36 protein-coding genes are annotated in these 20,650 nt (G+C 34.7%); 30 read left to right on the top strand and 6 right to left on the bottom strand.

The features are described 5' to 3' along the window. Nucleotides 1-229: 229 nt before the first annotated feature. A protein-coding gene (locus KHA87_RS09515; protein WP_213093131.1) for an IS3 family transposase occupies nucleotides 230-1,380 on the bottom strand; the annotation gives its coding sequence in 2 pieces (ribosomal slippage) (nucleotides 230-1,140 and nucleotides 1,140-1,380; 1,152 coding nt in all). Between the two features lie 133 nt (nucleotides 1,381-1,513). On the opposite strand from KHA87_RS09515, the gene KHA87_RS09510 reads away from it, so the two are divergent. The 3 genes from KHA87_RS09510 (at nucleotide 1,514) to KHA87_RS09500 (ending at nucleotide 7,360) form a co-directional block, all read left to right on the top strand. Further along, the gene (locus KHA87_RS09510; RefSeq protein WP_213093826.1) at nucleotides 1,514-4,762 is read left to right on the top strand and encodes an AAA domain-containing protein; all 3,249 of its coding nucleotides are present in this window, start codon (nucleotides 1,514-1,516) and stop codon (nucleotides 4,760-4,762) included. Nucleotides 4,763-4,950: 188 nt separating this feature from the next. Further along, the gene (locus tag KHA87_RS09505; RefSeq protein ID WP_213093825.1) at nucleotides 4,951-6,510 is read left to right on the top strand and encodes a restriction endonuclease; all 1,560 of its coding nucleotides are present in this window, start codon (nucleotides 4,951-4,953) and stop codon (nucleotides 6,508-6,510) included. A gap of 160 nt (nucleotides 6,511-6,670) precedes the next feature. Continuing rightward, complete coding sequence (locus KHA87_RS09500; protein WP_249310245.1) at nucleotides 6,671-7,360, top strand: ATPase, T2SS/T4P/T4SS family; 690 nt, start codon at nucleotides 6,671-6,673, stop codon at nucleotides 7,358-7,360. Nucleotides 7,361-7,429: 69 nt separating this feature from the next. Here KHA87_RS09500 and KHA87_RS09495 read toward each other — a convergent pair whose 3' ends face one another. From KHA87_RS09495 to KHA87_RS09490, 3 genes are all read right to left on the bottom strand, one after another. Continuing rightward, on the bottom strand, nucleotides 7,430-8,554 hold the full coding sequence (locus KHA87_RS09495) for a site-specific integrase (RefSeq protein WP_213093824.1): 1,125 nt from the start codon (nucleotides 8,552-8,554) through the stop codon (nucleotides 7,430-7,432). Next, nucleotides 8,523-8,654 (bottom strand): hypothetical protein, encoded by a 132-nt coding sequence (locus KHA87_RS22410; RefSeq protein ID WP_283249426.1) that lies wholly within the window; start codon nucleotides 8,652-8,654, stop codon nucleotides 8,523-8,525. Before KHA87_RS22410 ends, KHA87_RS09495 begins: the two co-directional genes overlap by 32 nt. 142 nt (nucleotides 8,655-8,796) lie before the next feature. Further along, the gene (locus tag KHA87_RS09490) at nucleotides 8,797-9,114 is read right to left on the bottom strand and encodes a helix-turn-helix domain-containing protein (RefSeq protein WP_349305565.1); all 318 of its coding nucleotides are present in this window, start codon (nucleotides 9,112-9,114) and stop codon (nucleotides 8,797-8,799) included. A gap of 199 nt (nucleotides 9,115-9,313) precedes the next feature. Between KHA87_RS09490 and KHA87_RS09485 the strand changes: the two genes are divergently transcribed. From KHA87_RS09485 to KHA87_RS09415, 15 genes are all read left to right on the top strand, one after another. Then, nucleotides 9,314-9,499: a helix-turn-helix transcriptional regulator gene (locus KHA87_RS09485; protein WP_213093822.1), complete on the top strand. Its 186-nt coding sequence runs from the start codon at nucleotides 9,314-9,316 to the stop codon at nucleotides 9,497-9,499. A 54-nt stretch (nucleotides 9,500-9,553) separates the two neighbouring features. Beyond that, nucleotides 9,554-9,745: a helix-turn-helix domain-containing protein gene (locus KHA87_RS09480; RefSeq protein ID WP_213093821.1), complete on the top strand. Its 192-nt coding sequence runs from the start codon at nucleotides 9,554-9,556 to the stop codon at nucleotides 9,743-9,745. Beyond that, a complete protein-coding gene (locus KHA87_RS09475; RefSeq protein WP_213093820.1) occupies nucleotides 9,746-10,018 on the top strand; it encodes a hypothetical protein in 273 nt (90 codons plus the stop codon). Continuing rightward, nucleotides 10,015-10,377, top strand: a complete 363-nt coding sequence (locus KHA87_RS09470) for a YqaI family protein (protein WP_213093819.1) — start codon at nucleotides 10,015-10,017, stop codon at nucleotides 10,375-10,377. Before KHA87_RS09475 ends, KHA87_RS09470 begins: the two co-directional genes overlap by 4 nt. Before the next feature lie 5 nt (nucleotides 10,378-10,382). Then, nucleotides 10,383-10,595 (top strand): hypothetical protein, encoded by a 213-nt coding sequence (locus KHA87_RS09465; protein WP_213093818.1) that lies wholly within the window; start codon nucleotides 10,383-10,385, stop codon nucleotides 10,593-10,595. 32 nt (nucleotides 10,596-10,627) lie between these two features. Beyond that, entirely contained in the window at nucleotides 10,628-10,810 is a 183-nt protein-coding gene (locus KHA87_RS09460) for a hypothetical protein (RefSeq protein ID WP_213093817.1), read from the top strand. 12 nt (nucleotides 10,811-10,822) lie between these two features. Beyond that, nucleotides 10,823-10,963 (top strand): hypothetical protein, encoded by a 141-nt coding sequence (locus tag KHA87_RS09455; protein ID WP_213093816.1) that lies wholly within the window; start codon nucleotides 10,823-10,825, stop codon nucleotides 10,961-10,963. Between the two features lies 1 nt (nucleotide 10,964). After that, nucleotides 10,965-11,540, top strand: a complete 576-nt coding sequence (locus KHA87_RS09450; protein ID WP_213093815.1) for a host-nuclease inhibitor Gam family protein — start codon at nucleotides 10,965-10,967, stop codon at nucleotides 11,538-11,540. Between the two features lie 73 nt (nucleotides 11,541-11,613). Then, nucleotides 11,614-12,240: an ERF family protein gene (locus tag KHA87_RS09445; protein WP_213093814.1), complete on the top strand. Its 627-nt coding sequence runs from the start codon at nucleotides 11,614-11,616 to the stop codon at nucleotides 12,238-12,240. Nucleotides 12,241-12,361: 121 nt separating this feature from the next. Then, nucleotides 12,362-12,769 carry a YopX family protein gene (locus KHA87_RS09440; protein ID WP_213093813.1) on the top strand — a complete coding sequence of 136 codons (408 nt, stop codon included), beginning with the start codon at nucleotides 12,362-12,364 and terminating at the stop codon, nucleotides 12,767-12,769. Beyond that, nucleotides 12,762-13,025, top strand: coding sequence for a hypothetical protein (locus KHA87_RS09435; RefSeq protein WP_213093812.1), 264 nt, complete (start codon nucleotides 12,762-12,764; stop codon nucleotides 13,023-13,025). Before KHA87_RS09440 ends, KHA87_RS09435 begins: the two co-directional genes overlap by 8 nt. 117 nt (nucleotides 13,026-13,142) lie before the next feature. Then, complete coding sequence (locus KHA87_RS09430) at nucleotides 13,143-13,397, top strand: hypothetical protein (protein ID WP_213093811.1); 255 nt, start codon at nucleotides 13,143-13,145, stop codon at nucleotides 13,395-13,397. 63 nt (nucleotides 13,398-13,460) lie between these two features. Continuing rightward, complete coding sequence (locus KHA87_RS09425) at nucleotides 13,461-13,643, top strand: hypothetical protein (protein WP_213093810.1); 183 nt, start codon at nucleotides 13,461-13,463, stop codon at nucleotides 13,641-13,643. 54 nt (nucleotides 13,644-13,697) lie between these two features. Further along, nucleotides 13,698-13,934: a hypothetical protein gene (locus KHA87_RS09420; RefSeq protein WP_213093809.1), complete on the top strand. Its 237-nt coding sequence runs from the start codon at nucleotides 13,698-13,700 to the stop codon at nucleotides 13,932-13,934. 65 nt (nucleotides 13,935-13,999) lie between these two features. Then, nucleotides 14,000-14,191, top strand: a complete 192-nt coding sequence (locus KHA87_RS09415; protein WP_213093808.1) for a hypothetical protein — start codon at nucleotides 14,000-14,002, stop codon at nucleotides 14,189-14,191. Between the two features lie 28 nt (nucleotides 14,192-14,219). On the opposite strand, the gene KHA87_RS09410 is transcribed toward KHA87_RS09415, so the two are convergent. Both KHA87_RS09410 and KHA87_RS09405 read right to left on the bottom strand, forming a co-directional pair. Beyond that, the gene (locus KHA87_RS09410; RefSeq protein WP_213093807.1) at nucleotides 14,220-14,408 is read right to left on the bottom strand and encodes a hypothetical protein; all 189 of its coding nucleotides are present in this window, start codon (nucleotides 14,406-14,408) and stop codon (nucleotides 14,220-14,222) included. Between the two features lie 55 nt (nucleotides 14,409-14,463). After that, entirely contained in the window at nucleotides 14,464-14,682 is a 219-nt protein-coding gene (locus KHA87_RS09405; protein WP_213093806.1) for a helix-turn-helix domain-containing protein, read from the bottom strand. Between the two features lie 157 nt (nucleotides 14,683-14,839). On the opposite strand from KHA87_RS09405, the gene KHA87_RS09400 reads away from it, so the two are divergent. The 12 genes from KHA87_RS09400 (at nucleotide 14,840) to ssb (ending at nucleotide 20,541) form a co-directional block, all read left to right on the top strand. Beyond that, a complete protein-coding gene (locus tag KHA87_RS09400) occupies nucleotides 14,840-15,091 on the top strand; it encodes a helix-turn-helix domain-containing protein (RefSeq protein ID WP_213093805.1) in 252 nt (83 codons plus the stop codon). Continuing rightward, entirely contained in the window at nucleotides 15,072-15,674 is a 603-nt protein-coding gene (locus tag KHA87_RS09395) for a PDDEXK-like family protein (protein WP_213093804.1), read from the top strand. Before KHA87_RS09400 ends, KHA87_RS09395 begins: the two co-directional genes overlap by 20 nt. Before the next feature lie 98 nt (nucleotides 15,675-15,772). Next, nucleotides 15,773-16,438 (top strand): helix-turn-helix domain-containing protein, encoded by a 666-nt coding sequence (locus tag KHA87_RS09390; protein WP_249310244.1) that lies wholly within the window; start codon nucleotides 15,773-15,775, stop codon nucleotides 16,436-16,438. Beyond that, nucleotides 16,383-17,189, top strand: coding sequence for a DnaA ATPase domain-containing protein (locus KHA87_RS09385; protein WP_213093802.1), 807 nt, complete (start codon nucleotides 16,383-16,385; stop codon nucleotides 17,187-17,189). The genes KHA87_RS09390 and KHA87_RS09385 overlap by 56 nt, the downstream gene beginning before the upstream one ends. A gap of 18 nt (nucleotides 17,190-17,207) precedes the next feature. Continuing rightward, complete coding sequence (locus tag KHA87_RS09380; protein WP_249310346.1) at nucleotides 17,208-17,618, top strand: YopX family protein; 411 nt, start codon at nucleotides 17,208-17,210, stop codon at nucleotides 17,616-17,618. Next, nucleotides 17,615-17,788, top strand: coding sequence for a hypothetical protein (locus KHA87_RS09375; RefSeq protein ID WP_213093800.1), 174 nt, complete (start codon nucleotides 17,615-17,617; stop codon nucleotides 17,786-17,788). The genes KHA87_RS09380 and KHA87_RS09375 overlap by 4 nt, the downstream gene beginning before the upstream one ends. After that, nucleotides 17,788-18,117, top strand: a complete 330-nt coding sequence (locus KHA87_RS09370) for a DUF3310 domain-containing protein (RefSeq protein WP_213093799.1) — start codon at nucleotides 17,788-17,790, stop codon at nucleotides 18,115-18,117. Before KHA87_RS09375 ends, KHA87_RS09370 begins: the two co-directional genes overlap by 1 nt. Further along, nucleotides 18,114-18,869 (top strand): M14 family metallopeptidase, encoded by a 756-nt coding sequence (locus KHA87_RS09365; RefSeq protein WP_213093798.1) that lies wholly within the window; start codon nucleotides 18,114-18,116, stop codon nucleotides 18,867-18,869. The genes KHA87_RS09370 and KHA87_RS09365 overlap by 4 nt, the downstream gene beginning before the upstream one ends. A 12-nt stretch (nucleotides 18,870-18,881) precedes the next feature. After that, the gene (locus KHA87_RS09360; protein WP_213093797.1) at nucleotides 18,882-19,433 is read left to right on the top strand and encodes a hypothetical protein; all 552 of its coding nucleotides are present in this window, start codon (nucleotides 18,882-18,884) and stop codon (nucleotides 19,431-19,433) included. Next, nucleotides 19,430-19,765 carry an HNH endonuclease gene (locus KHA87_RS09355; protein ID WP_213093796.1) on the top strand — a complete coding sequence of 112 codons (336 nt, stop codon included), beginning with the start codon at nucleotides 19,430-19,432 and terminating at the stop codon, nucleotides 19,763-19,765. Before KHA87_RS09360 ends, KHA87_RS09355 begins: the two co-directional genes overlap by 4 nt. 156 nt (nucleotides 19,766-19,921) lie before the next feature. Next, a complete protein-coding gene (locus tag KHA87_RS09350; protein ID WP_213093795.1) occupies nucleotides 19,922-20,128 on the top strand; it encodes a hypothetical protein in 207 nt (68 codons plus the stop codon). Beyond that, nucleotides 20,125-20,541 (top strand): single-stranded DNA-binding protein, encoded by a 417-nt coding sequence (gene ssb / locus KHA87_RS09345; RefSeq protein ID WP_213093794.1) that lies wholly within the window; start codon nucleotides 20,125-20,127, stop codon nucleotides 20,539-20,541. The genes KHA87_RS09350 and ssb overlap by 4 nt, the downstream gene beginning before the upstream one ends. The last annotated feature ends 109 nt before the right edge of the window (nucleotides 20,542-20,650 follow it).

The following is a 20,650-nucleotide window of genomic DNA, read 5'->3' as shown; positions in this document are numbered from 1 at the left end:
TGGATTTGAGTCAATATCTTGGACACAAAAAAGTTAAGTCTTTGTGATTATTAAGATGTAAGCTGTTTGTATCGTGCTAGTTTGACATGGAGCCTCTGCGGGTATGACTTTCCAGCCAATAAGCCAGCTTTCATAAAACTTGGCAATGCCATCAAAGCTATCATGCCCTCCACTCCATGTAAAACCATGAGTGCGGTGGATATCCAGCTAGGTTTGAGCTGCACAAGCTTTATGCTGTTTTTGTTTGATCTTCAATATCTTGTGGTGTTTTGTAGTCTAAACCACTGTGAATTCTTTTACGGTTATACCAACCTTCGATAAATTGAAATATTGCTAGATTCGCAGTTTTGTAGTCTAAATAGGTAACATGATTGACTTCTTCCTTCTTTAAAATGGCATGAAATGATTCTATACAGGCATTATCATATGGGCAGCCCTTTTTACTGAAGGATTGTTTTATCTTTCTTGTTTCGCAAAGCTTTTGAAAATCTTCACTGGTATACTGGGAACCTAAATCGGAATGCAGGATTAACCCTTCTCTTGTATGTTGAGTATCCAAAGCATTATTTAAAGCACTTATTACCAAATCAGTCGTCATTTTACGTCCAAATGAATATCCAACGATTTTTTTAGAATGCAAATCCATGACGGAAGCAAGATAACACCAACCGTCTCTCAGCGTGTTTATATATGTGATATCAGCAACCCATTTTTCATTGATAGTAGAGGTAGTAAAGTCTTGATCTAGCAGGTTTTCACGCTCCATCACCTTCGTTTTACTAGATTGAGGACGAAATTTCTTCTTTACAATGGAGAAAAGGCCAGCGGCCTTCATTAACCGTTGTACACGCTTCACACTCACATTATATCCTTCTTTTTCTAGGAGGTTGTGAATTTTAGGCGCGCCGTAACGCATTTTACTTTCTCTATAAATCTCTTTGATTCTTTTCGTTAGTTGTTTGTTCTCACGTTCACGGTTAGACTCTGTTTTTTTGAATGACTGGTAAAAGGTGCTTTTGGCAATACCAAGTACACCACACAGTGTTTGTGTGTCATGTTGGTCTTGAAGATCTACAATTACTTTTATCAACTCAGTTGTTTTTACTTTTTCGCAAATATGGCCATAGCCTTTTTTAAGATTTCATTTTCTTCCTGGAGACGGAGCATTTCTTTTTTCATTTTGGCAATCTCATCAGAGGTAATTGATGTTCCATCCTCTGTTTCCATAGGTGAAAACTTCTTAATCCATGTATAAATAGTTACTTCAGAAACGCCATATTCGCTACTTAAATCTTTAGCTGAGTTACCAGAGTTATATAAATCAACGACCATTTTTTTAAAATCTTCATTATATTTTTTGCCTGTATTTTTGTTTCCCATATGGACACAACCTTTCGTTGTTCTATTTTAGCACTTAACTAAGTTGTGTCCACGGAACTATACTAGCACCAAAAATCTTTTAATTTCAAAGCCTAATATACCCTTAGACTGGCTAGATAACAGTAAAAGCAAAATGGTGGATGAAGTATTTGAATACTACCAATCGCATCAAGCACTTTTTCTTGTGCATTTTAACTTGAAGGAGGAGTTACTTGAATTTTACAAAGAGGATATATTGGGTGACGACTTATCGAACTTAAGGGCTATTTTAAACAAGAAAAATCAGGGTCTTTTAGAACTGACAGATGACTATGAAAATCTGGTTGATCGAATTATTCAAGAAGAAAACGAAATAAAAAGTCTGATAATTGATACACAGTATGAATTGGATTCTATAAATATTTATCTAAGTAAATTTAATAAATTAGTTGGTTTTAACTTAATTACAATTAATAAAAGCCAAATCAATCTTTTAAATAAAGTTCACTTTTCAATTAAGGATAATCCTAGACCTACAGAAAAATGGTTTGAAAATAGCCAGAAGGATACCATCAGGAAGTTAATACGTGATAATAAGGAGTTCTTTAACGAATACAATACTGAATATGAAAAATTTAAAGGGCAATATAATCCAGACCTATTATCAGAAGATATTGATGGAATTTTAAATCGTTTCATTAATAATTACTCGTCGATATTTAGAATCATTAAATCTTCCTATAAAAGGGATAGAAATTTATTAAAGTCATACCAAAACCAAAAGCTGCAGCAAAAAAATGATGAGATAATTAAAAGTTTAAGAAGTATGATTAAGATTAAAAAAATGAAACAAGAAATTAATCAAAAGGAAAACTTTTTGAAAGACTTTTTTGGTAGTCATTATGATGGGGAAAAAACTAATTGGGATAGCATCACAAATTATACAGAAGCGATTTTCGATCTTAACGGTACATTGCAAAATACAGGTACCCGTGAAAAATACAAGGATTTTATTCTTCAGCTAACTACAGATGGAAATAGAGAATTCTCAACCATTAAAAATGAAATTGAAAAAAGTTATTTAAAAGTAACGGATAATATAAACACCATTATTAGAAGCTTTGTTTTAAAATTAGGTGAAATTAATGAAGAATCAAATATCCTTGAGTATCATTTCTCCAAGATTACTACTCCATTTATGGATGTAATAGAAGCTAAAAAGCTTGTATTATCTTATTACAAAGGACAAAGTTTCTTAAACACTGAACAGTGGGTGAAATTAGTTAACCTTATTGAAGATATAAAGCAAAAGGAAAGTGAAATTGTAAATCTTAAGGATACCTTTACTAATTTCTACGGGGATTTATACAAAGGGTATGAAACGGATTGGGATTTAATTGAAAAGGCGATTCTATGGACAACGGAAGCGAAGAATAAATTTAAAGGGAACATTCCTCCGTGGTTTTTAAGGGTGATTACTGATCCTGATAAAGAAGTGCATTTTCGTAACAGCATAGATAAGATTGAAATCCAAAAATCAGCAATTGCTGAAAGTTTAAATTTCTATCAAGAAGTCTTTCCTCTAAATGAACCAAAGTATTATGGTAACTCAATAATGGAAGGTGATATAAGTAACGTTGCAAAACTAATTCATCTTATGTCCCAACAAACCGATTTATTGGGTGAGTGGACTGAATTAAATAAAATGCTAGTAAGGGCTAATGACCTTGGTCTTAGTGGATTTTTGGATAAGGGTAAACAATTAGCATATGATTTTCCGTTTAAGGAGACCTTTCAAAAAAGATTTTATAAGTTATGGTTAGATTATGCTTACAGTGTGCAACCAGCTTTAAAAGATTTCAATACAAACACTCACAATAGTAATATTAGTGAATATAAAGATCTTGATTTACGTTTAATTGATGTAAATAGTTCAAGAATCAACGAAAAACTTTATAGTAATAAAGCCAATTATATTGATAGTCTATCCTTTAGATCATCAGAGATTTCCATTTTAAAAAGGGAGATTCAAAAACAAAAACGTCATAAACCAATAAGAAAATTATTTTCCGAAATCCCAGGATTACTAATGGCATTAAAGCCTTGTATGATGATGAGTCCATTATCTGTGAGCCAATTTATTGATCCATCATTTTTAAAATTTGATCTCATTATTTTTGATGAGGCATCACAAATCCGACCAGAAGATTCAATTGGCTCATTATTTAGAGGAAAACAAATTGTTATTGCGGGAGACGATAAGCAGTTACCTCCGACTGCATTCTTTTCTAATAATGTGGAGATTGAAGATGAGTTTCTATCAGAGGAAGAAGAAGAATTGTATGAAAATTTCGAGAGTATATTGGATGAATGTTTATTGTTTATGCCGCAGATGTCTCTAAAATGGCATTATAGAAGTAAGCAAGAGTCCCTCATTGCATTTTCAAATAGAGAAATATACAACAACGAACTCTATACATTCCCGAATGCGATTAATCAAGAACATGACGGGGTATCATTAATTCATGTGACTAATGCGGTTTACGATAGAGGTAAGTCAAAACGTAATTTAATTGAGGCACAAAAAGTAGCGGAACTTGTTTTTGAACATATCAAACGATCGCCAGATCGTTCATTAGGGATAATTGCCTTTAGTGAGGCTCAACAAGAAGCAATAAGAGATAAGATTGATGAATTACGGGAGAAATATCCTGAATGTGAAAGCTTCTTTAACGAGGACTTATTTGAATCATTCTTTGTGAAAAACCTGGAGAATGTCCAGGGAGATGAAAGAGACACAATCATTCTCAGTGTTGGTTACGGTAAAGATGAAAACGGAGTTCTGTATTATAACTTTGGTCCATTAAATAAAGATGGCGGGGAACGAAGATTAAATGTCGCCATCACTCGTGCACGAAAAGAGCTTAAAGTAGTTTCCAGTATATTAGATACTGATATGGATGATTCAAAGTTAAATAAACGAGGACCTCGATTATTAAAATCTTATCTTGCATTTGCAAAAAGTCGCGGGGAGTTCTTCTTGAATACAACAGTTGATGATGCTGATTTCGATTCACCATTTGAAGAAGATGTTTATAATATGCTGCAAAGAAAAGGGCTAGAGTTAATGAAACAAGTCGGCTGCTCTGGATATAGAATAGATCTTGCGGTAGTAGATCCAAAAAATCCAGGAAAATATATAATGGGGATTGAATGTGACGGAGCAGCTTATCATTCATCAAAAACAGCCCGAGACAGAGATAGGTTGAGACAAAGCGTTCTAGAATCATTAGGGTGGAATATTCAGCGGATATGGTCACAAGATTGGGTCAAACGCAAAAAAGAAATTACGGAGGATATAGTCAATCAAGTCAACTTTATGATAAGTGAGAGTGTGTACTAGAATATGGATATTTGAAGGGGGAGTATTTTAAACTCCTCCTTATTTGTTTTGGATTTTTATTATATCGTTAATTATGACATTAATAAAAATAAATAATCATATAATATATAAACAAATGCAATATTTGTAATTTTATGTAGAAAATTGTTATTATTAAATGAGAATGTTTAGAAAATGGAGTGGAATCAATGGCATATCGTTACGAAAAATTTATCAGTAATAGTTATTTAAATGTTTCTAAATTAGTTAAGGCAAATACGATAGCTGAGCTTAACATGAAGGTAACAAATCAGCTGAATATATGGAGTAAAAAGGAAGCAAGTGAAAGAAATAAAGTAGCGCTTCAAGATTTGCAAAAACAAGCTGAAGTTGATACGGAAGATGCACTAGAAGATATAAATCAATATCGTAACATTTTGGCTTACACATTAGAAATTGATGATAAAGTTAATTGGGACAAACTTTACCAAAAAGATAAATTTAAACAGTTTAGATTTGAAAAGATTGAACCTAAATTGGACACATACATAGAAAAACATAAGGTTCCAAAACAAGGATTTGTTGAAAAAATATTTCCTAATTTAAAACAAAAACGATTAAAGCTTGAAGAACAAGCAAAGTTAGAATTTGACGAAAATCTACAAAAATATAAGAACGATAAGAAGGTAGCAAAGGAAGAATACAATAAAGAAAAAGAACTATTTGAAGCAAAGCAAAATGAATACAACGATGGAATTAAGGATTTTAAAAATAGATTTGAAAATGGTGAGACTCAAGCGGTTGAGGATTATATACTATTAGTTCTAGAAAACTCTATATACCCTGAAGCTATTAGCAAAGATTTTGAAGTTCAATATCTAGGAGAAAATGAAATTGCTATCATTGATTATGCGTTACCCCACCCAGATTCAATCCCAAATATTATTGAATATAAATTCGTTAAGACCAGGAAAGAAATTGTACCGAAGGAAATGAAGAAAAAGGACTTTGAGGAGTTTTACGAAGATATTATTTATCAACTAACACTTAGGACAATACATGAGGTATTCGAATCTGTTTATAACGACAAACTCAAGACCGTAATATTTAATGGATGGGTACAAGGTGTTGATTCATCAACTGGACAAGATTTTAATTCTTGCATCATTAGTGTTCAAGCATCTAAGGATGAGTTTGAACAAATTAATCTTGCAAGAGTCAATCCAAAAGATTGTTTTAGAAGCTTAAAAGGGTTATCAGCTGGAGCTCTAAAAAACCTGGCGCCAGTTAGACCTATTTTGAATATTAACCGAGAAGATGCCAGATTTACAGAATCAAAAGATGTATTAGCGGAAGTAAATTCTATTCCAAATCTTGCTGAAATGAATTGGGAGGACTTTGAACATCTTGTTAGAGGATTATTTGAACAAATTTTCTCCAAAGACGGAGGAGAAGTGAAAGTCACTCAAGCAAGCCGTGATGGCGGTGTGGATGCAATAGCCTTTGACCCTGATCCAATTAGAGGCGGTAAATTTGTGATACAGGCAAAACGATACAATAAGGTTGTTCCCGTTTCGGCTGTTAGAGACTTATATGGCACGATGATTAATGAGGGAGCAGTAAAAGGAATCCTTGTTACCACAAGCCACTATGGGCGAGATAGCCTTGAATTTGTTAAGGATAAACCGATTACCTTAATTGATGGAGCAAATCTTGTTCATTTATTTAATGAAATAGGGCATAAGGTGAGGATAGAAGTTAGAAAATAAATGGCTAACTGTAATCAATAAATTTTAGAGACCTTATAGAAGGTCTCTAATTGGAATTTGATGGCTGATAAATCTATTCGTTGAGTTTTTTATCTCAAGGATTGTGAGGACAATAACTTCTACTAAAAAAATTGAAAATTTAGCAGGAATTTAAAAATATATGTCGAAATTACTCCCTAACAAAATAAAAGGTGGTGTTTTATTTCACATGTCTATCGAAAAAGTAGCAGATTTGCTATTAGAGCAGGCGATAAGGCTGGGCGCGACAGACATTCATATTATTCCAAGACAAGACGATTATCTCATCCAGCTTCGACTCTATGGCCGAATCACTCCGCATCGACCGATGCCAATAAAGATTGGGGAAAGGCTTGTATCTCATTTCAAGTTTATTGCCTCACTTGACATTGGTGAAAAAAGAAAGCCTCAAAGCGGTTCATTCAAGCTAGGTATTCCGCACCAACAAACTTCCTTAAGAATTTCTACACTTCCAACTGCAAATTCCAATGAAAGCTTAGTTATACGTATCCTATCCAATAACCAATCTTTTTCCATCGAGAAAATGTCCCTTTTTCCTCATAGTCCAGCAAAGCTAATGTCCTTGTTGCTGCATTCACACGGTTTGCTCCTATTTACCGGTCCAACTGGCAGCGGAAAGTCCACAACGATGTATACGTTGGTCGAAAAATGCGTGAACCAAAATATGCGTAATGTAATTACATTAGAAGATCCTATCGAAATGAAAAATGATCATTTTTTACAAGTTCAGGTAAATGAAAAGGCAGGTATTACGTATAGCTCTGGTCTAAAGGCAATACTCCGACATGATCCTGACATGATTATAGCCTAAGCCTAAATGATGTGATTACACCAATGTTTCAATAGTTCGTCATTTAGGCTTGACCACATTTTGACCACATCAGGCCTTTTTGAGGTGTTTGGAGAACGTTTCTGCAACGTCAGATTGTAAATCTAATGACACGTGCGAATACGTATCTAATGTTATTTTTACTGATGCATGACCCAAGCGGTCAGCTACTACTTTTGGATTGACACCCAGTTCCAGCAATAAAGTAGCATGAGTGTGTCGTAGATCATGAAACCTAATTTTATTTAATCCGGAAAGCTCGATGTACTTATCCATTACTCTACAAATTCCAGTTGGATAAAAATAACGTCCGTCTGGATGACAGAAAATCAAGTTAGAATCATGATATTCTTTTCCGAGCTTTAATTTCATAGCATTGTTTTTTGCTATTTGTTCCTTTAAAATAGAAGCAACTACAGTATCAATAGCAACTTTCCTACGTGAAGAAGGTGTTTTTAAGTCTCCGATCTTAACACCTTCTTCTTTTGTTGCAGACAAACTTTTATTGATATTGATAAACTTCTTTTCGAAATTTACATCATCTTTTGTTAAAGCTAATAATTCACCTTTCCTAAGTCCGGTATATGCAGCAGTAGCGAACAGACGATAATAAACGTCACTATATCGTTTGGTCACTTTTAAAAAATGCTCTAAATCATCAAACGTCCATGTGGTAATTTTCGTTTTCTTTTCTCTTATAAGACTAATGTTTTTGAAAGGGTTTTTATTAATGATTTCTAAATCCACTGCATGATTAATAATCATCTTAGTAATTGAATATACTTTACTAGCGGTATTTTCTTTCATATTCTCTAAAAGTTGAGCAGAATACTTTTGTGCATGAATCGGTTTTAAATCTTGAATCTTATAGTTTCCTAGTAATGGTATGATCCAACTTTTAATTTTTTGTTGGTATTGCTCTGCGGTTGTAGCTCTTAGTTTATGACGATGCATTTTCATCCAATCTTCCGCAAAGTCTTTTACTCTGATTTCCTGCGGAGCAATCCAAATCCCTTTGTTTATTTCGTAAATGATTTCGGTTAAAGCAGATTCAGCTTCTTTTTCAGTCTTAAATCCACTTTTAGTTTTTTGTTTTCTTTTGCCTGTAATAGGATCCTTACCAATATCAACGGTATAACTCCACTTATTTCCCCTCTTGCGGACATAGCCTCTCATCTTCAGCATCTCCTTCGCTAATTCCTACAAGAAAGTACTTTTCAGTTTCGATAAATACGCCATTTGGAAGTTCTGGAACATAGATGATTTTCTTTAGCAAAATAGACACCCCTTATTAATAGATGATATAAAATAGGAACAAATGTTTGCGTTTCTGTATATTTAATTATATCATCATTAATGGGAGTGCGGATTATTTTTTCGCAAATCTAAACATTATCATTTTGCGACAATATTCGACTTTATTTGTCATTATAATATTTTGCTATTCTTGCCCATTCTTCTATTTGTTCTGGAGTTACTCCTTGTTCTTCCATTTTTCTACCGAGTATAATCCATTTTTCTCCGTTCACTTCTATTTTTGTATTATCGATTAAATCTTTCGGATCAACATCTAAAATATCTGCTATTTTTCCGAGTGTATCTAAACTTATCGGTGTCTTTTCGTTTTCTAATTTGGAAATATACGATTTTGTAACCCCTAATTTATTAGCCAAATCTTCTTGGCTCATTTTTTGGGCATTCCTAAAAAATCTAATTTTTTCCCCGTAACCTCTCACAGTTTCACCCCTTTTGATTAACGATAACTCAACCTATATTATGTACAAAAATCCTTTATGTATCAACTGTTTAGATTACCGCACTAAAGTAATTTAAAATAATTTGCAATAAAATTGTTGACTAATAATTCAACTAAGATGTATACTATGTTCAAGGGTTGAGTTATAACGAAACTTCAAAGAAAGGAATGTTTCGTTATTGGTTAACAGAATTAAGGATTATAGAACTCGAAATGGTATAAGTCCTAAGGAGTTAGCTAAATTAGTGGATATTTCTGTTTCTCATCTTAGGAAAATAGAACGCGGAGAAGGAACACCTAGCTTGAAACTAGCTGTAAGAATAGCAAAAGCATTGGGTTGTACGCTGGACGATCTATTTTTTTAAGTAAGGAGTTGAGTTATAACTCACCCTCAAAGTTCAATATTAGGAGTGAAAATTATGGATAAAAAAGACTTCCCAGTACTATTAACGGCTGATGAAATATCTCAAATACTAAAATGCAGCAAGCGTGTCGCTTATGAAATTATGGATCAAAAAGATTTTCCTTTAATCAAAATACGTAGATCAAAAAGAGTAAATAGGGAAGATTTCTTTGGTTGGTTAGATAAACAAAAAAAGGAGGCGATTTAAATGAACAAAGAAAAGTTCATGCAATTGGTAGAAGAAGCATTGGATAAAGGGCATTACATCGCGATTCATTTTTCACAATTCGATAAGGTGGATGGAAAGTTCATTCCGGTGAATCATGACAGCGCTATGGAAAGATTAGAAATAGCACAATCAGCTTTTGAAGGGGAATTTCGATTCGATGAAGCTACAAGCGATGATCAATATCCGTCTTATTGGCACAGAGGAAAGTATATCACTGTTTCATCCAGTTATATGAAGGAGGAATTACAATGAATCATCCGATAGTAGACCAAATCATGCTTACTGGTTATCCGAAAGATATGGCAGCACAACCGGAATTTAACGGAATAGACTTCATGCAATGCGAAATCTTAACAGGCGACAGAATTGTTATAGATGAAGGGGAGATTATCCTTGCTGAACATTTAGACGGATATCTTCAAGGGGAACATGAATTTCAGTTTTTCCAAGGGCGATATCCTGGCAAAGATTACTACGGAAACGAAATCGAGATTGGCGATAGACTCGCTTACGACTCCAAAAAGGAAAACATTATCAATATGGAGTGGGATGATGATTTTGAAGCGTATCTAGTAACTCAATATGAAATGAAATTTACGATTGCGGAGTGAGGAAAATGAATGAAGAAATTAAAGAAATAAAAGCTAACGCAAAAATCAGTTATGAAGATAATGGTACCTATGCAAAAATCCATTTATCAGAATTGGAATGGTTAATTAACCAAGCCGAGAAAGTTGAATATCTCGAAAACAGAAAAGAAGAAGTACTTGTTGAGTCCGGTAAACGATGGACTAAACTGCTAAAAATACAAGAAATATTAAATTCATAGTTACTTAAATTTACGTTTGCGGAGTGAGGTGATTGGCATTGAAATTAATTCATGTAACAGATGATCATCACGGAGGAAAGGTAACAGTAAATGTAGATAAAATAGTGTATTTCTTTGGAATGGGAAATACAACACATATTCAATTCGATGGTCATTTTATTTTCGTAAAAGAGTCTTATACAGATATACAGTGCATGTTACAAAACATTATTTAAGGAGGTATTACCATGACAAACCAAGCGAAATCCACCTTAGAGGAATTAATCGGCTATGTCGAACATGTAAACCATCATCAGCCTAGCGGAGTGACACAAACAGTATTGAAAGAGCTTTTGCTTTTGAAAAATCAATTAGAAGGGGAGAAATAACTTGATTCAACCATTAGAAAATATTTTATCCGAACTACAGGAGCAGGAAGAAACACAGGAAGTATTCGCTGTCATCAACCTAGAAACCGCAACAGAAGCTAGTCGCAGAATCGCTTATTTTGAGGAAAGAAAAGCGGAAATTGATGCTATTACCGAAAAACAAATTGCTCCTTTTCTTGAGAAAATTGAAAAAATCAAAGCATGGGGAGAAGAATCCAAGAAAGAGTTTATCGAAAAACAGGCACATTACTCAAACCAATTAGAAATGTACTTACGTGAAGAAGTGAAAAAGCAAGTAGAAGCTGGAAAGAAAGTAAAGAAATCCATCAAGCTTCCATATGGATTTATCTCACTCAAAAAGCAGCAGCCGGAATTTGTGAGGGATGAAAAAGTTTTAATGGATTATGCAAAGGCTAACAATTATGTGAAGTACACAGAATCTATTGACTGGGCAACCATCAAAAAGCAAGCGGTCGTTCAAGGTGACATGTTAGTAGATGAAGATGGAGTTATCATTCCAGGCATTCAAGTAGTGGAAAGGGATGAAAAGTTTGAGATTAAGCTAGACACAAAATGAGGGTTGGTAACTGCCATTACCTTCCCTCTCTCAAAACAAATACATGGTCATTGTACCACAAGGAGGAAACAAAATGAATCGTTCTGAAACGATTGTCGAGATCGCCAAGGCTTTATGTAAATTCCAAGAAGAATGTCCGGCACCAAAGAAAACCGCAACCAACCCACATTTTAAAAGCTCATACGCTCCATTAGAGGAAATCATCAATACTGCAAGACCTCATCTTGCTAAAAATGGTTTATCGGTTGTTCAGTCTACTTCTACCAACGGAGATAGTATAGGGGTTACAACACTCATATTACACTCTAGCGGAGAGTTTATTGAATTAGATACCTTATGGCTTCCGATGGGAAAAGCAACCGCACAGGGGGCAGGAAGCAGTATAACATACGCAAGAAGGTACGGTTATTGTGCAGCATTGAATATTGCAGCAGAAGATGATGACGATGGAAACGGAGCTTCGCAAGATACAAAACCACAACAACCATTTAACAATACTAAGCAAATGGCATCTGATAAACAATTAAACCTTATTACAAAGCTAGTAAAAGATGTATCAAGTGTTTTGAACACAAGTGAACAAAATACTTATAAAGCACTTAAAAAACGCATGAACGGTAAAGAAATGGAGTTCTTCACCATAGATGATGCAAGCAAGGCGATTGCAATTTTACAGGGAGAATTGAAGCAAGGGGCGTAAGTTGCCCCTTCTAATAAAGGAGGACAACCCATGTTCGGATTAGATGCTTTGTTTTATGGAACAGGATTAGCTTTGTTGGTCGGTTTGATGATTGGGGCATTTGTGAAGGAGGAGAGGAAAAGTGAGAGAAATTAAGTTTAGGGTATTTGATAAATCTTTAAATAAAATGCATTTAGTTGGTTCAAATCAACATGATTCATTCACATGTTTTGATGGAATCGTTCAGTATTATAATTTGCAAAATGGCGAGGGAAGTGGAGAACATGGCGATTATACTTTAATGCAATACACAGGCCTTAAAGACAAAAACGGTAATGAGATCTATGAAGGGGATATTGTAACATTCTTTGATGAATTAGATGGAATAACAAAGTTAATAGGACATGTAGTGTGGGAACAAGCTTGGTGGAGTATTTGCTTTCCGTATGTGTATCTTCGTCAAAACGAAATAATGGGCGAGGATACGGAATACGAAATTATTGGTAATATCTTTGAAAGTTCTTCTCTCCTGGAGGTACAACATGACTGAACAAGAAGAGAGATTCGAAAATATAAAAGCATTGTGGAAATACAAAGACGAAAATCCATCTGCTGATATTTTAGCGCAAATTACACACCAGGATATCGGTTGGTTAATAGAAACAGTCGAACAATTAGAAGCAGAAAATGGATCAATGGCAGAAAAACACGCAGAAAAGGACACAATCATTGCACAACTACTAACCCGCATCCAAGAGTTAGAAATCATTAAGAAAGCTTATGAAGCATTGAAGAAAGCTTTGTGATGGATATAAGACCCATTATGTTCAGGAAAGGAGTGTGTTTTCTTGAAAGAAGGACTTTATTATCGGGATAAACGCACAAACGGAAATAGACACAATATGTGAAGGAGTGAAAAATACATGGAAGAAAATGTAATAGAAAATGTTGAAGTTCAAGATGATCCTTATGAAATAAAAATGTTAGCCAATCTAAAAAAGATGATACGGACTGCAAATAATGCCGCAGAAAAGATGAAATACGACCACGGGGAAATAGAGCTAGGTGCAATCAGACGGGTTATGGAAGCTAATAGTATTATTTCTATACCTCCAGGTACAGAACGTATTATTGGAGCCTATTATGAGCGAGTGACAGGACGAAAAGCTTATTACTGATTAATGCACATTCCGAAGATATCAAACAACAGTTGAAGAATATTGTGAAATAAGGATGATTATATGAAATTTGAAAAAGGTCAGTTGGTGTATAACGGTCATACAGGAGATAAGTTGTATGAAGTTATCGGGTATAACGCTGGAAACGGAATAATCTTACTTCCTGTAGGTCTTGAAGACAAGTACGGAAATCGTATAGTTGTTCATTCTGACCGTTGGATATGGATATATGCAAAGAAAGATTAATGAACAATTCGTAGATATTGACCAGCATACCTTAAAAAGAAAGGAAGATAGAATTTGTTAGATTTAGCAAAACAAGAGGTTAAAAAAGCATATAACAAAGCGATTGTAGATAAACCCACAATGATTTTAACAGATATACAAATGGTTGAATGGCTAATTGAGCAAGCAGAAATGATTGAAAAAATTAAAAAGCTATCCAATGCAGAGGACATAACACTTGCTGATTTTGCCAAAGAAACTTTGAAAATTATCGAATGCAGAGAAACACCGACAAGAAAAGAAAGAAGTTAATGCACATTCCGAAGATTATGCGCAGCAGATGAAGGAAGAGTATTTGAGATTGAGAGGGAAGTAGGATGAAAGATAAAAAGAAAATGAAATTTGAAAGTAGACCAATATGTTCATGCGGAGTAAAAATGAAATTGGTTGAATATAGGGGCTATTACGAAGAGTTTCGTTATTGGGATTGTGATAATTGCAAACTTGACGATGAAATACAAAACAGAAATGTTGAAGCAGATAAAATATGGAAAGGTTCCTACTATTAAAAAAAAAGAAGAGAGGTCGCTCTCACTGTCACGAAAGCAACCTCTCTTCTCCGGATTTCTCAAGATACTTAAATCCAAACTGGATCAATTCAGCAATTGCAGCAGACCGATTATCCTTCCTATTCTCAAAGCGGTAATCGTCAATTAATTCTAAAAGGTTTACATCAAATGAAACAGTAGTAGAAGGTTTTGAACTATCTTTACGAATGTGTGCCATGTGTTACACTCCTTATTTTTTAGATTAACGTAATACGAAAATACGATGTTACGATTTAGTTTTCTTTTTCTGGGATGGTGAATAAATCACCGACATTGCAATCAAAGAACTGGCAAAGCTTATAAATTGTTTCAAACTCGATACGATCACTTTCATCATTATAAATACGAGTAAGAGTTGGGCGACTAATTCCGGTTTCCTTCGCAAGCTGGTTAATACTACGAATCTTCTTTTTGCCCATAAGTATATGTAAGTTAGATTTAACCTTGTCCATAGAGTATATTCACCTACCTTAACAAATATGCACGTTATAACTACAAATATGTTATCAGAGCGTTACAATTTTTGCAATAAAAATTTTTCAAATTGTGATTCTAGCGTTGTAAAATTGTAAAGCTAGTGTTACAATATATTTAGAAGGAGGGAAAAATATGCCTGATTATCCAAAAGATTTTTTTATCTTCAAATTGGAAGATTTGATGTGGAAGAATCGCATTAAATCTATCAATGAGTTAAGCGAACAAACAAAGATTAGTAGAAGTTCCTTAACTGCGATGAAGAAGGGCACAACTAGAATGTTGCATCTCCCAACTGTTTACACATTATGTCGTAAGTTTAATTGCGGAATTGATGATCTTGTTCAAGTGAATAAGGAGGGATCTAGTGAGAACTGGACTAACTGAAGCATCATTGAGAAGGTTGTATGTAGATTTAAGAAAAACAGATTCAGAGATTGCTAATTTCTTCGGAACTGACAGAACGGCAATAGTACACCTTAGAAAAAGGTATGGGATACATACTAGGAAAACAACTGGAGAAATTGGAGAGGAGATGGTTGAAAAAGAATTAAGAAGTAGAGGTTATTCGGTAAAAAATATGAATGAAGAGGACAAGCTACATCCATTTGATTTGCTTTTAGAAGGAAATTTAAGGATCGAGGTGAAGTCTGCTGTTCTCGGGAAACATGGTTATTTCCCTTTTGCACTATCTGAAAAATCTGCAAACGACAACATTGAATCAGATATAAGAATCAGATTAAAGAATGGTAGGACGAGGAAGCTATTTAGGAAAACATGTGATGTCATTGTGTTCGTAGGATTGGAACCGAATGGAGATTGCCATTTTTTCATTTACGATTCAAATGATATTAAAGACCATTCACAAATGTTAAATATGCCTTTGGATCCATTCTCAAAAAGTCATCATAACAACCATAGAGAAGATTGGGACCTAATAAAAGAAAAAAGCCTAGTGCTGCAACACTAGACATTGATTTAATCATTTAATAAATAATATGTTCCTGTAGTCAATTATAGTACAAGTTTTTAATTTTGACTATAGGAACTGTAGTTCGGGGTGTGAAAATGCAGAAAAACTACTATGCCATTATTCCTGCAAATGTTCGCTACGACAAGGATTTAACACCCAATTCAAAGCTTTTATATGGAGAGATAACAGCTTTGTGTAATGAAAAGGGATATTGTTGGGCAAGTAATCAATATTTTGCTGAACTATATGGCGTTAGCAAAAAGTCAGTTTCAACTTGGATTAGTGATCTAATCGAAGGCGGTTATATAAAATCAGAAATTCAATACAAAGAGGGTACTAAAGAAATCTTCCATAGGTATTTACGAATTGTTCACTACCCTATGGAAGAAAAGGTTAATACCCCTATGGAAGAAAAGGTTAAAGATAATAATACATCTTTTAATACTACATCTAATAATACAAAAGAATATATATACTCAAACGAGTTTGAGCAATTTTGGTCTATCTACCCTCGGAAAGTAGATAAGAAGAAAGCATATAAATCATTTAAAACAGCTGTAAAGAATCATTCTTTAGAAATTATATTGGACGGTACACAAAAATATACCAAGCAAGTCCAAAATACAGATACAAAATTCATCAAGCATCCAACAACCTTCTTGAACAACGATTCTTTTATAGATGGATATGAGGAAGGAGCGGAAAATGCAAAAGATAGAGATGCCCAAGAGATTGCAGAGCAGTATAACCTTCCATTCTGACCGATGCGACATACACACCATTAAAAAGATGGTGATTGATGGTCAAGTCGTTTGCCCTCGGTGTGAATTAGAAAAAGAACAGCAAGTGTTGAAGGACAAAATGCAAGCACAATTTGACAGCATTCTAATAAACAAAAAATATAACACGTTGCTGCATAAGAGCATTATCTCGGATAATACGATTTTGGAAGCGACATTCGATAATTACGAAACAACCATACAAGAAGAAGTAACCAATAAAAACACATGCTTGGAGATAGTGGAACGGTTAAAAGATGGACAAGTATTTAACGTTTTCTTGCAAGGCGTACAAGGCACAGGAAAGAGCCATTTAGCCTATTCCATCTTGAGAGGTATAAATGATGCCAAACTCGATAAAAGTTGCTTATTCGTGAGCGTAGAAGGAATGATGCGGTTAATCAAAGATTCCTTTAGCAACAAAGAAAGCAAATATACCGAACAATATTTTGTAGATTTGCTTACCGATGTGGATTTTCTTGTATTAGATGATATTGGAGCTGAGACAGGCGCTATTGATACAAATAAGACTGCAACTGATTTTGTGCAACGTATTCTGTACGCAATAACTACGACAAGGCAGGATAAAACAACGATTGTCACGACGAATTTAAGCAGCAAAACACTATTCCAAATGTACGATAAAAAGCTAGTGTCCAGACTACTGAAAAATCCTAAGTACGTAATTTTTGAGAAAACGAAGGATAAAAGAATTGCCAATATTCCATTTTAGGAGATTGAAAGGGTGGTAATGGTGAGAGAAATAAAATTTCGTATTTTCGATAAAGCATTAAAACATATGTGGTGTTGGGGAGATTTGGTTGATGCGAAGTGGTCATTGCATGAGCTTTTCGATACGCAAGGCGGGGATTGGTCGGAAGTAATGCAATACACAGGATTAAATGATAAGAACGGAAAAGAAATCTATGAAGGCGATATTTTCCGAACAAGCAGATATCCACTTAGAGAAGAAGATGAATATGTCGGGGTTGTTGAATATGACATTGACCGATTTTGGGGAGTGCGTTCATTAAAAGCTAATTCTAACGCAAGAGGTATTTCAAATGGTATTGCAGATGGAATGTATGAATTTGTAGATGATGAAATCGAAGTGATAGGGAACATATATCAAAATGCTGATCTAATTGGTGAACAATCATGACCGCCCCAACAATCCCAGGAGTATATCTCATTACTCCTGGACACATCCAAAGAACGGAAGAAGAACAGCGGCAGTATAACGAAAAATTAGAACGGAACCGCCAATATATACAGGAATGGAAGAAAAAGAACGGAATCCCCGATACTTTTGAAAAGGAGATGTACTACTGATGACGGTTTACAGCGGTCAAAATATTAACTTTGATGATACACCTATAGAAGTGCCGAATGTTAAAGGCTTAAATATTACAAATGAAGGCACATTTGAAAAGCAAGATGCTCCAGTCACAAGACCGGAGCACTACCACAAAGGAAATATTGATGTAATCGAATTTTTAGAGCGATACTTTCCGGAAAATAAATTTACTGTCATTGAAGGTTTTTACATCGGAAACATCATCAAATATGTTTCTCGGTACAAGGAGAAAAACGGATATGAGGATCTGGAGAAAGCAGAGGATTATCTAAATAGATTGATGGATTTGGAGGGAACGAAATGAAAATCTCTCAAAAACGATACGGAGCAGAAGATATTCGATTCGCCAGTAACACATCTCACATAGATAACACAGTCCATGAATGGAAAATGTCACCCGAAGAATTAGCAAAACATAATAGCAAAATCGGAGGGGATAAGATGAACGGATTAACGAAAGAAAAATATGTGGAATTAAAGAAAGTGGAAAAGCTGAAAGATATCGAAATTGCAAATGTCTATAATATGACACCAAGCAAATTATGGATGTGGAAAAACAAAACATTCATAACGGACGAATTAAAGGATTTAAACCTTCCAAGAGGGAATGCGACTAAAACCATTCAGACGGAAGAAAAACCGCAGGAAACAGAAAATACAGTGTCACAGGATGATGTAAAAGCGGAGTATGAGAAAACCATCCAACAATTAAAAGATAAACTGATTGCGAATAGAAATCGCTATGAATTGGAAATCAAGGAATTAACGGAAAAATGGGAACTTGAGAAAGAAGCTAGAGAACAGATGGCGAAATCTCACAAAATAAATAGAGAATCTCTTGAAAAAGATACGATTCTTGCTCAAGAAAGAGCGAAAGAGGAACATAAACAGTATTTAGATACATTAGATAAATTGAAAATATCGGATTACGAGCTTGAAGATGCTAAACAGAGAATAAAAGAATTAGAGAGCGAACGTGATCAATACAAACTGTCATTCGAACAAGCAACCGCCTTATTAAATCCACTACGACAATTAGTAAAAGTCGCACTATAGGAGGGAATGGCAATGGATAGAAAATACATCGTCAAAAGAATTGGCTATTTGCAAGATACTCATGATAGCGGAAGATGCAGAGTAAAAAGGTGCCAAGTCTGCAATGAAATTAGAGAGCTTGGAAAGATGTTGGAATATACCCAAAAAACACTAGACATTTTAGCCAAAGGACAGGACATGAAAAAATCAGAGGTTATCTTTCTAAAAGTCGAAAAGGAAATCCCTTTTGGCATCATTGCGAAAGCTCTAGGAGTAACAGAAGCATCATTTAAAAACTTGTGTTATCGAGAATGGGGATGCGGTAAAAGAAAAAGAAAGGTAGATCCAGCCCTTTTGGAAGAAATAAAAACATCAAAAAGAATCCATACATCTTTAACCGTCGAAACGTATAAAGCCCTAAAAAATCAAGGATGGTCGGACACGGAAATAAAGGAACAATACAAAATTAGCAACGGTTCTTTTTGGAAGTGGAAAAAGCAAAATCTGACTAATGAAGAACTTGAAAAATTTGTTCTTCCAAAAGGTGGACCTGGTAAGCGGAGAAAACTAGAGGAAGCACTATGATAGAATTTCATCCAGTGCCGAAACCACAGCATAAGCGGAGAGTGTCGAAAAGAGTAGACAGAGGGAAGTTTTCAGCAAAGACCATCAAAGAAATATTCGAGCGTGATCATTATCAATGTGTAAGATGTGGCTCTCATTATTTAGAAAAGGTTCCGCACCACGTTATATATAGGTCGCAGTTAGGAGAAGGAACCAAACGGAATGGAGTAAGTATTTGTATCTCTTGTCATCAAGAAGCCCACACCAAGAAAGAGATAAGAAAATGGTTTGAAGATTGGATTGAAAAAAATCTTGATGAGAATGGGGATAGGATAAATGAAAAACTGGACTAATGAACAATGGCTTGCCTGGCAGAAGAAAGTAATCAAAGAGGAAGCGAAGGAAGAAATGCAAGGAAAATATTTAGCTTCTATCAAAAATAGCAAATAATACACCAATATAAAATATATGTCAAATTGGATATTTAACAAGAGAAAGGATGTTCGTATATGACAGATGAAATGAAAAAGAATCTTGAATTAAGAAGAAAAATAAGAGATTTAGCTTGTGAAATTGATGGGCACGTAGACCATGGTGAATGCTTTTATGAAGAGGATATGTTAGCGGGCTTTTGTAAGACTTTAGACAGGATGAAAGAACTTGCACAAGAATATTACGCTTCAAACAAGAGAGAAATGGAGATGGATGAAGAATGATGAATCGCGTTGTTATTGTAGGTCGATTAACGAAAGATCCAGATTTAAGATATACACCAAGTGGAGTACCAACTGCATCATTCACAATTGCAGTAAACCGTACTTTCACCAATCAACAAGGAGAACGTGAAGCAGACTTCATAAACGTAGTTGTCTGGAGAAAACCTGCCGAGAACGTGGCAAACTTCTTGAAGAAAGGTTCACTTGCCGGAGTAGATGGAAGGCTACAAACACGCAATTATGAAGGACAGGACGGAAAGCGTGTGTGGGTTACAGAAGTTGTTGCGGAGTCGGTACAGTTTTTAGAGCCTAAACAATCTAGTAATCAATCAAACAATCAGCAAAGACAAAGTGAAGATCCGTTTCAAGGTGGACAACCAATAGACATTACGGACGATGGACTTCCATTTTAAGAAGAGGTGAAGATATTGGCTAAAAAATTATTATGGATATTTGTTTTGGTTAACGTCATTAACTTCATAATATTGCTTCTAAGTTATGGGAAGCATTCACTTGTAACAT

Source organism: Bacillus sp. FJAT-49736, assembly GCF_018343615.1.
Classification (GTDB): Bacteria; Bacillota; Bacilli; order Bacillales; family Bacillaceae_C; genus Margalitia.
Note: the sequence above shows the minus strand (reverse complement) of the source record. Positions and strands in the feature narration are given on the sequence as shown.

Coding starts and splice junctions, on each gene's coding strand:
- KHA87_RS09510 (WP_213093826.1), top strand. CDS start 1,514: ATGGTGGATGAAGTATTTGAATACTACCAATCGCATCAAGCACTTTTT.
- KHA87_RS09505 (WP_213093825.1), top strand. CDS start 4,951: ATGGCATATCGTTACGAAAAATTTATCAGTAATAGTTATTTAAATGTT.
- KHA87_RS09500 (WP_249310245.1), top strand. CDS start 6,671: ATGTCGAAATTACTCCCTAACAAAATAAAAGGTGGTGTTTTATTTCAC.
- KHA87_RS09495 (WP_213093824.1), bottom strand. CDS start 8,554: ATGAGAGGCTATGTCCGCAAGAGGGGAAATAAGTGGAGTTATACCGTT.
- KHA87_RS09480 (WP_213093821.1), top strand. CDS start 9,554: ATGGATAAAAAAGACTTCCCAGTACTATTAACGGCTGATGAAATATCT.
- KHA87_RS09475 (WP_213093820.1), top strand. CDS start 9,746: ATGAACAAAGAAAAGTTCATGCAATTGGTAGAAGAAGCATTGGATAAA.
- KHA87_RS09470 (WP_213093819.1), top strand. CDS start 10,015: ATGAATCATCCGATAGTAGACCAAATCATGCTTACTGGTTATCCGAAA.
- KHA87_RS09465 (WP_213093818.1), top strand. CDS start 10,383: ATGAATGAAGAAATTAAAGAAATAAAAGCTAACGCAAAAATCAGTTAT.
- KHA87_RS09455 (WP_213093816.1), top strand. CDS start 10,823: ATGACAAACCAAGCGAAATCCACCTTAGAGGAATTAATCGGCTATGTC.
- KHA87_RS09445 (WP_213093814.1), top strand. CDS start 11,614: ATGAATCGTTCTGAAACGATTGTCGAGATCGCCAAGGCTTTATGTAAA.
- KHA87_RS09435 (WP_213093812.1), top strand. CDS start 12,762: ATGACTGAACAAGAAGAGAGATTCGAAAATATAAAAGCATTGTGGAAA.
- KHA87_RS09430 (WP_213093811.1), top strand. CDS start 13,143: ATGGAAGAAAATGTAATAGAAAATGTTGAAGTTCAAGATGATCCTTAT.
- KHA87_RS09425 (WP_213093810.1), top strand. CDS start 13,461: ATGAAATTTGAAAAAGGTCAGTTGGTGTATAACGGTCATACAGGAGAT.
- KHA87_RS09415 (WP_213093808.1), top strand. CDS start 14,000: ATGAAAGATAAAAAGAAAATGAAATTTGAAAGTAGACCAATATGTTCA.
- KHA87_RS09410 (WP_213093807.1), bottom strand. CDS start 14,408: ATGGCACACATTCGTAAAGATAGTTCAAAACCTTCTACTACTGTTTCA.
- KHA87_RS09405 (WP_213093806.1), bottom strand. CDS start 14,682: ATGGACAAGGTTAAATCTAACTTACATATACTTATGGGCAAAAAGAAG.
- KHA87_RS09400 (WP_213093805.1), top strand. CDS start 14,840: ATGCCTGATTATCCAAAAGATTTTTTTATCTTCAAATTGGAAGATTTG.
- KHA87_RS09390 (WP_249310244.1), top strand. CDS start 15,773: ATGCAGAAAAACTACTATGCCATTATTCCTGCAAATGTTCGCTACGAC.
- KHA87_RS09385 (WP_213093802.1), top strand. CDS start 16,383: ATGCAAAAGATAGAGATGCCCAAGAGATTGCAGAGCAGTATAACCTTC.
- KHA87_RS09380 (WP_249310346.1), top strand. CDS start 17,208: ATGGTGAGAGAAATAAAATTTCGTATTTTCGATAAAGCATTAAAACAT.
- KHA87_RS09375 (WP_213093800.1), top strand. CDS start 17,615: ATGACCGCCCCAACAATCCCAGGAGTATATCTCATTACTCCTGGACAC.
- KHA87_RS09370 (WP_213093799.1), top strand. CDS start 17,788: ATGACGGTTTACAGCGGTCAAAATATTAACTTTGATGATACACCTATA.
- KHA87_RS09365 (WP_213093798.1), top strand. CDS start 18,114: ATGAAAATCTCTCAAAAACGATACGGAGCAGAAGATATTCGATTCGCC.
- KHA87_RS09360 (WP_213093797.1), top strand. CDS start 18,882: ATGGATAGAAAATACATCGTCAAAAGAATTGGCTATTTGCAAGATACT.
- KHA87_RS09355 (WP_213093796.1), top strand. CDS start 19,430: ATGATAGAATTTCATCCAGTGCCGAAACCACAGCATAAGCGGAGAGTG.
- KHA87_RS09350 (WP_213093795.1), top strand. CDS start 19,922: ATGACAGATGAAATGAAAAAGAATCTTGAATTAAGAAGAAAAATAAGA.
- ssb (WP_213093794.1), top strand. CDS start 20,125: ATGATGAATCGCGTTGTTATTGTAGGTCGATTAACGAAAGATCCAGAT.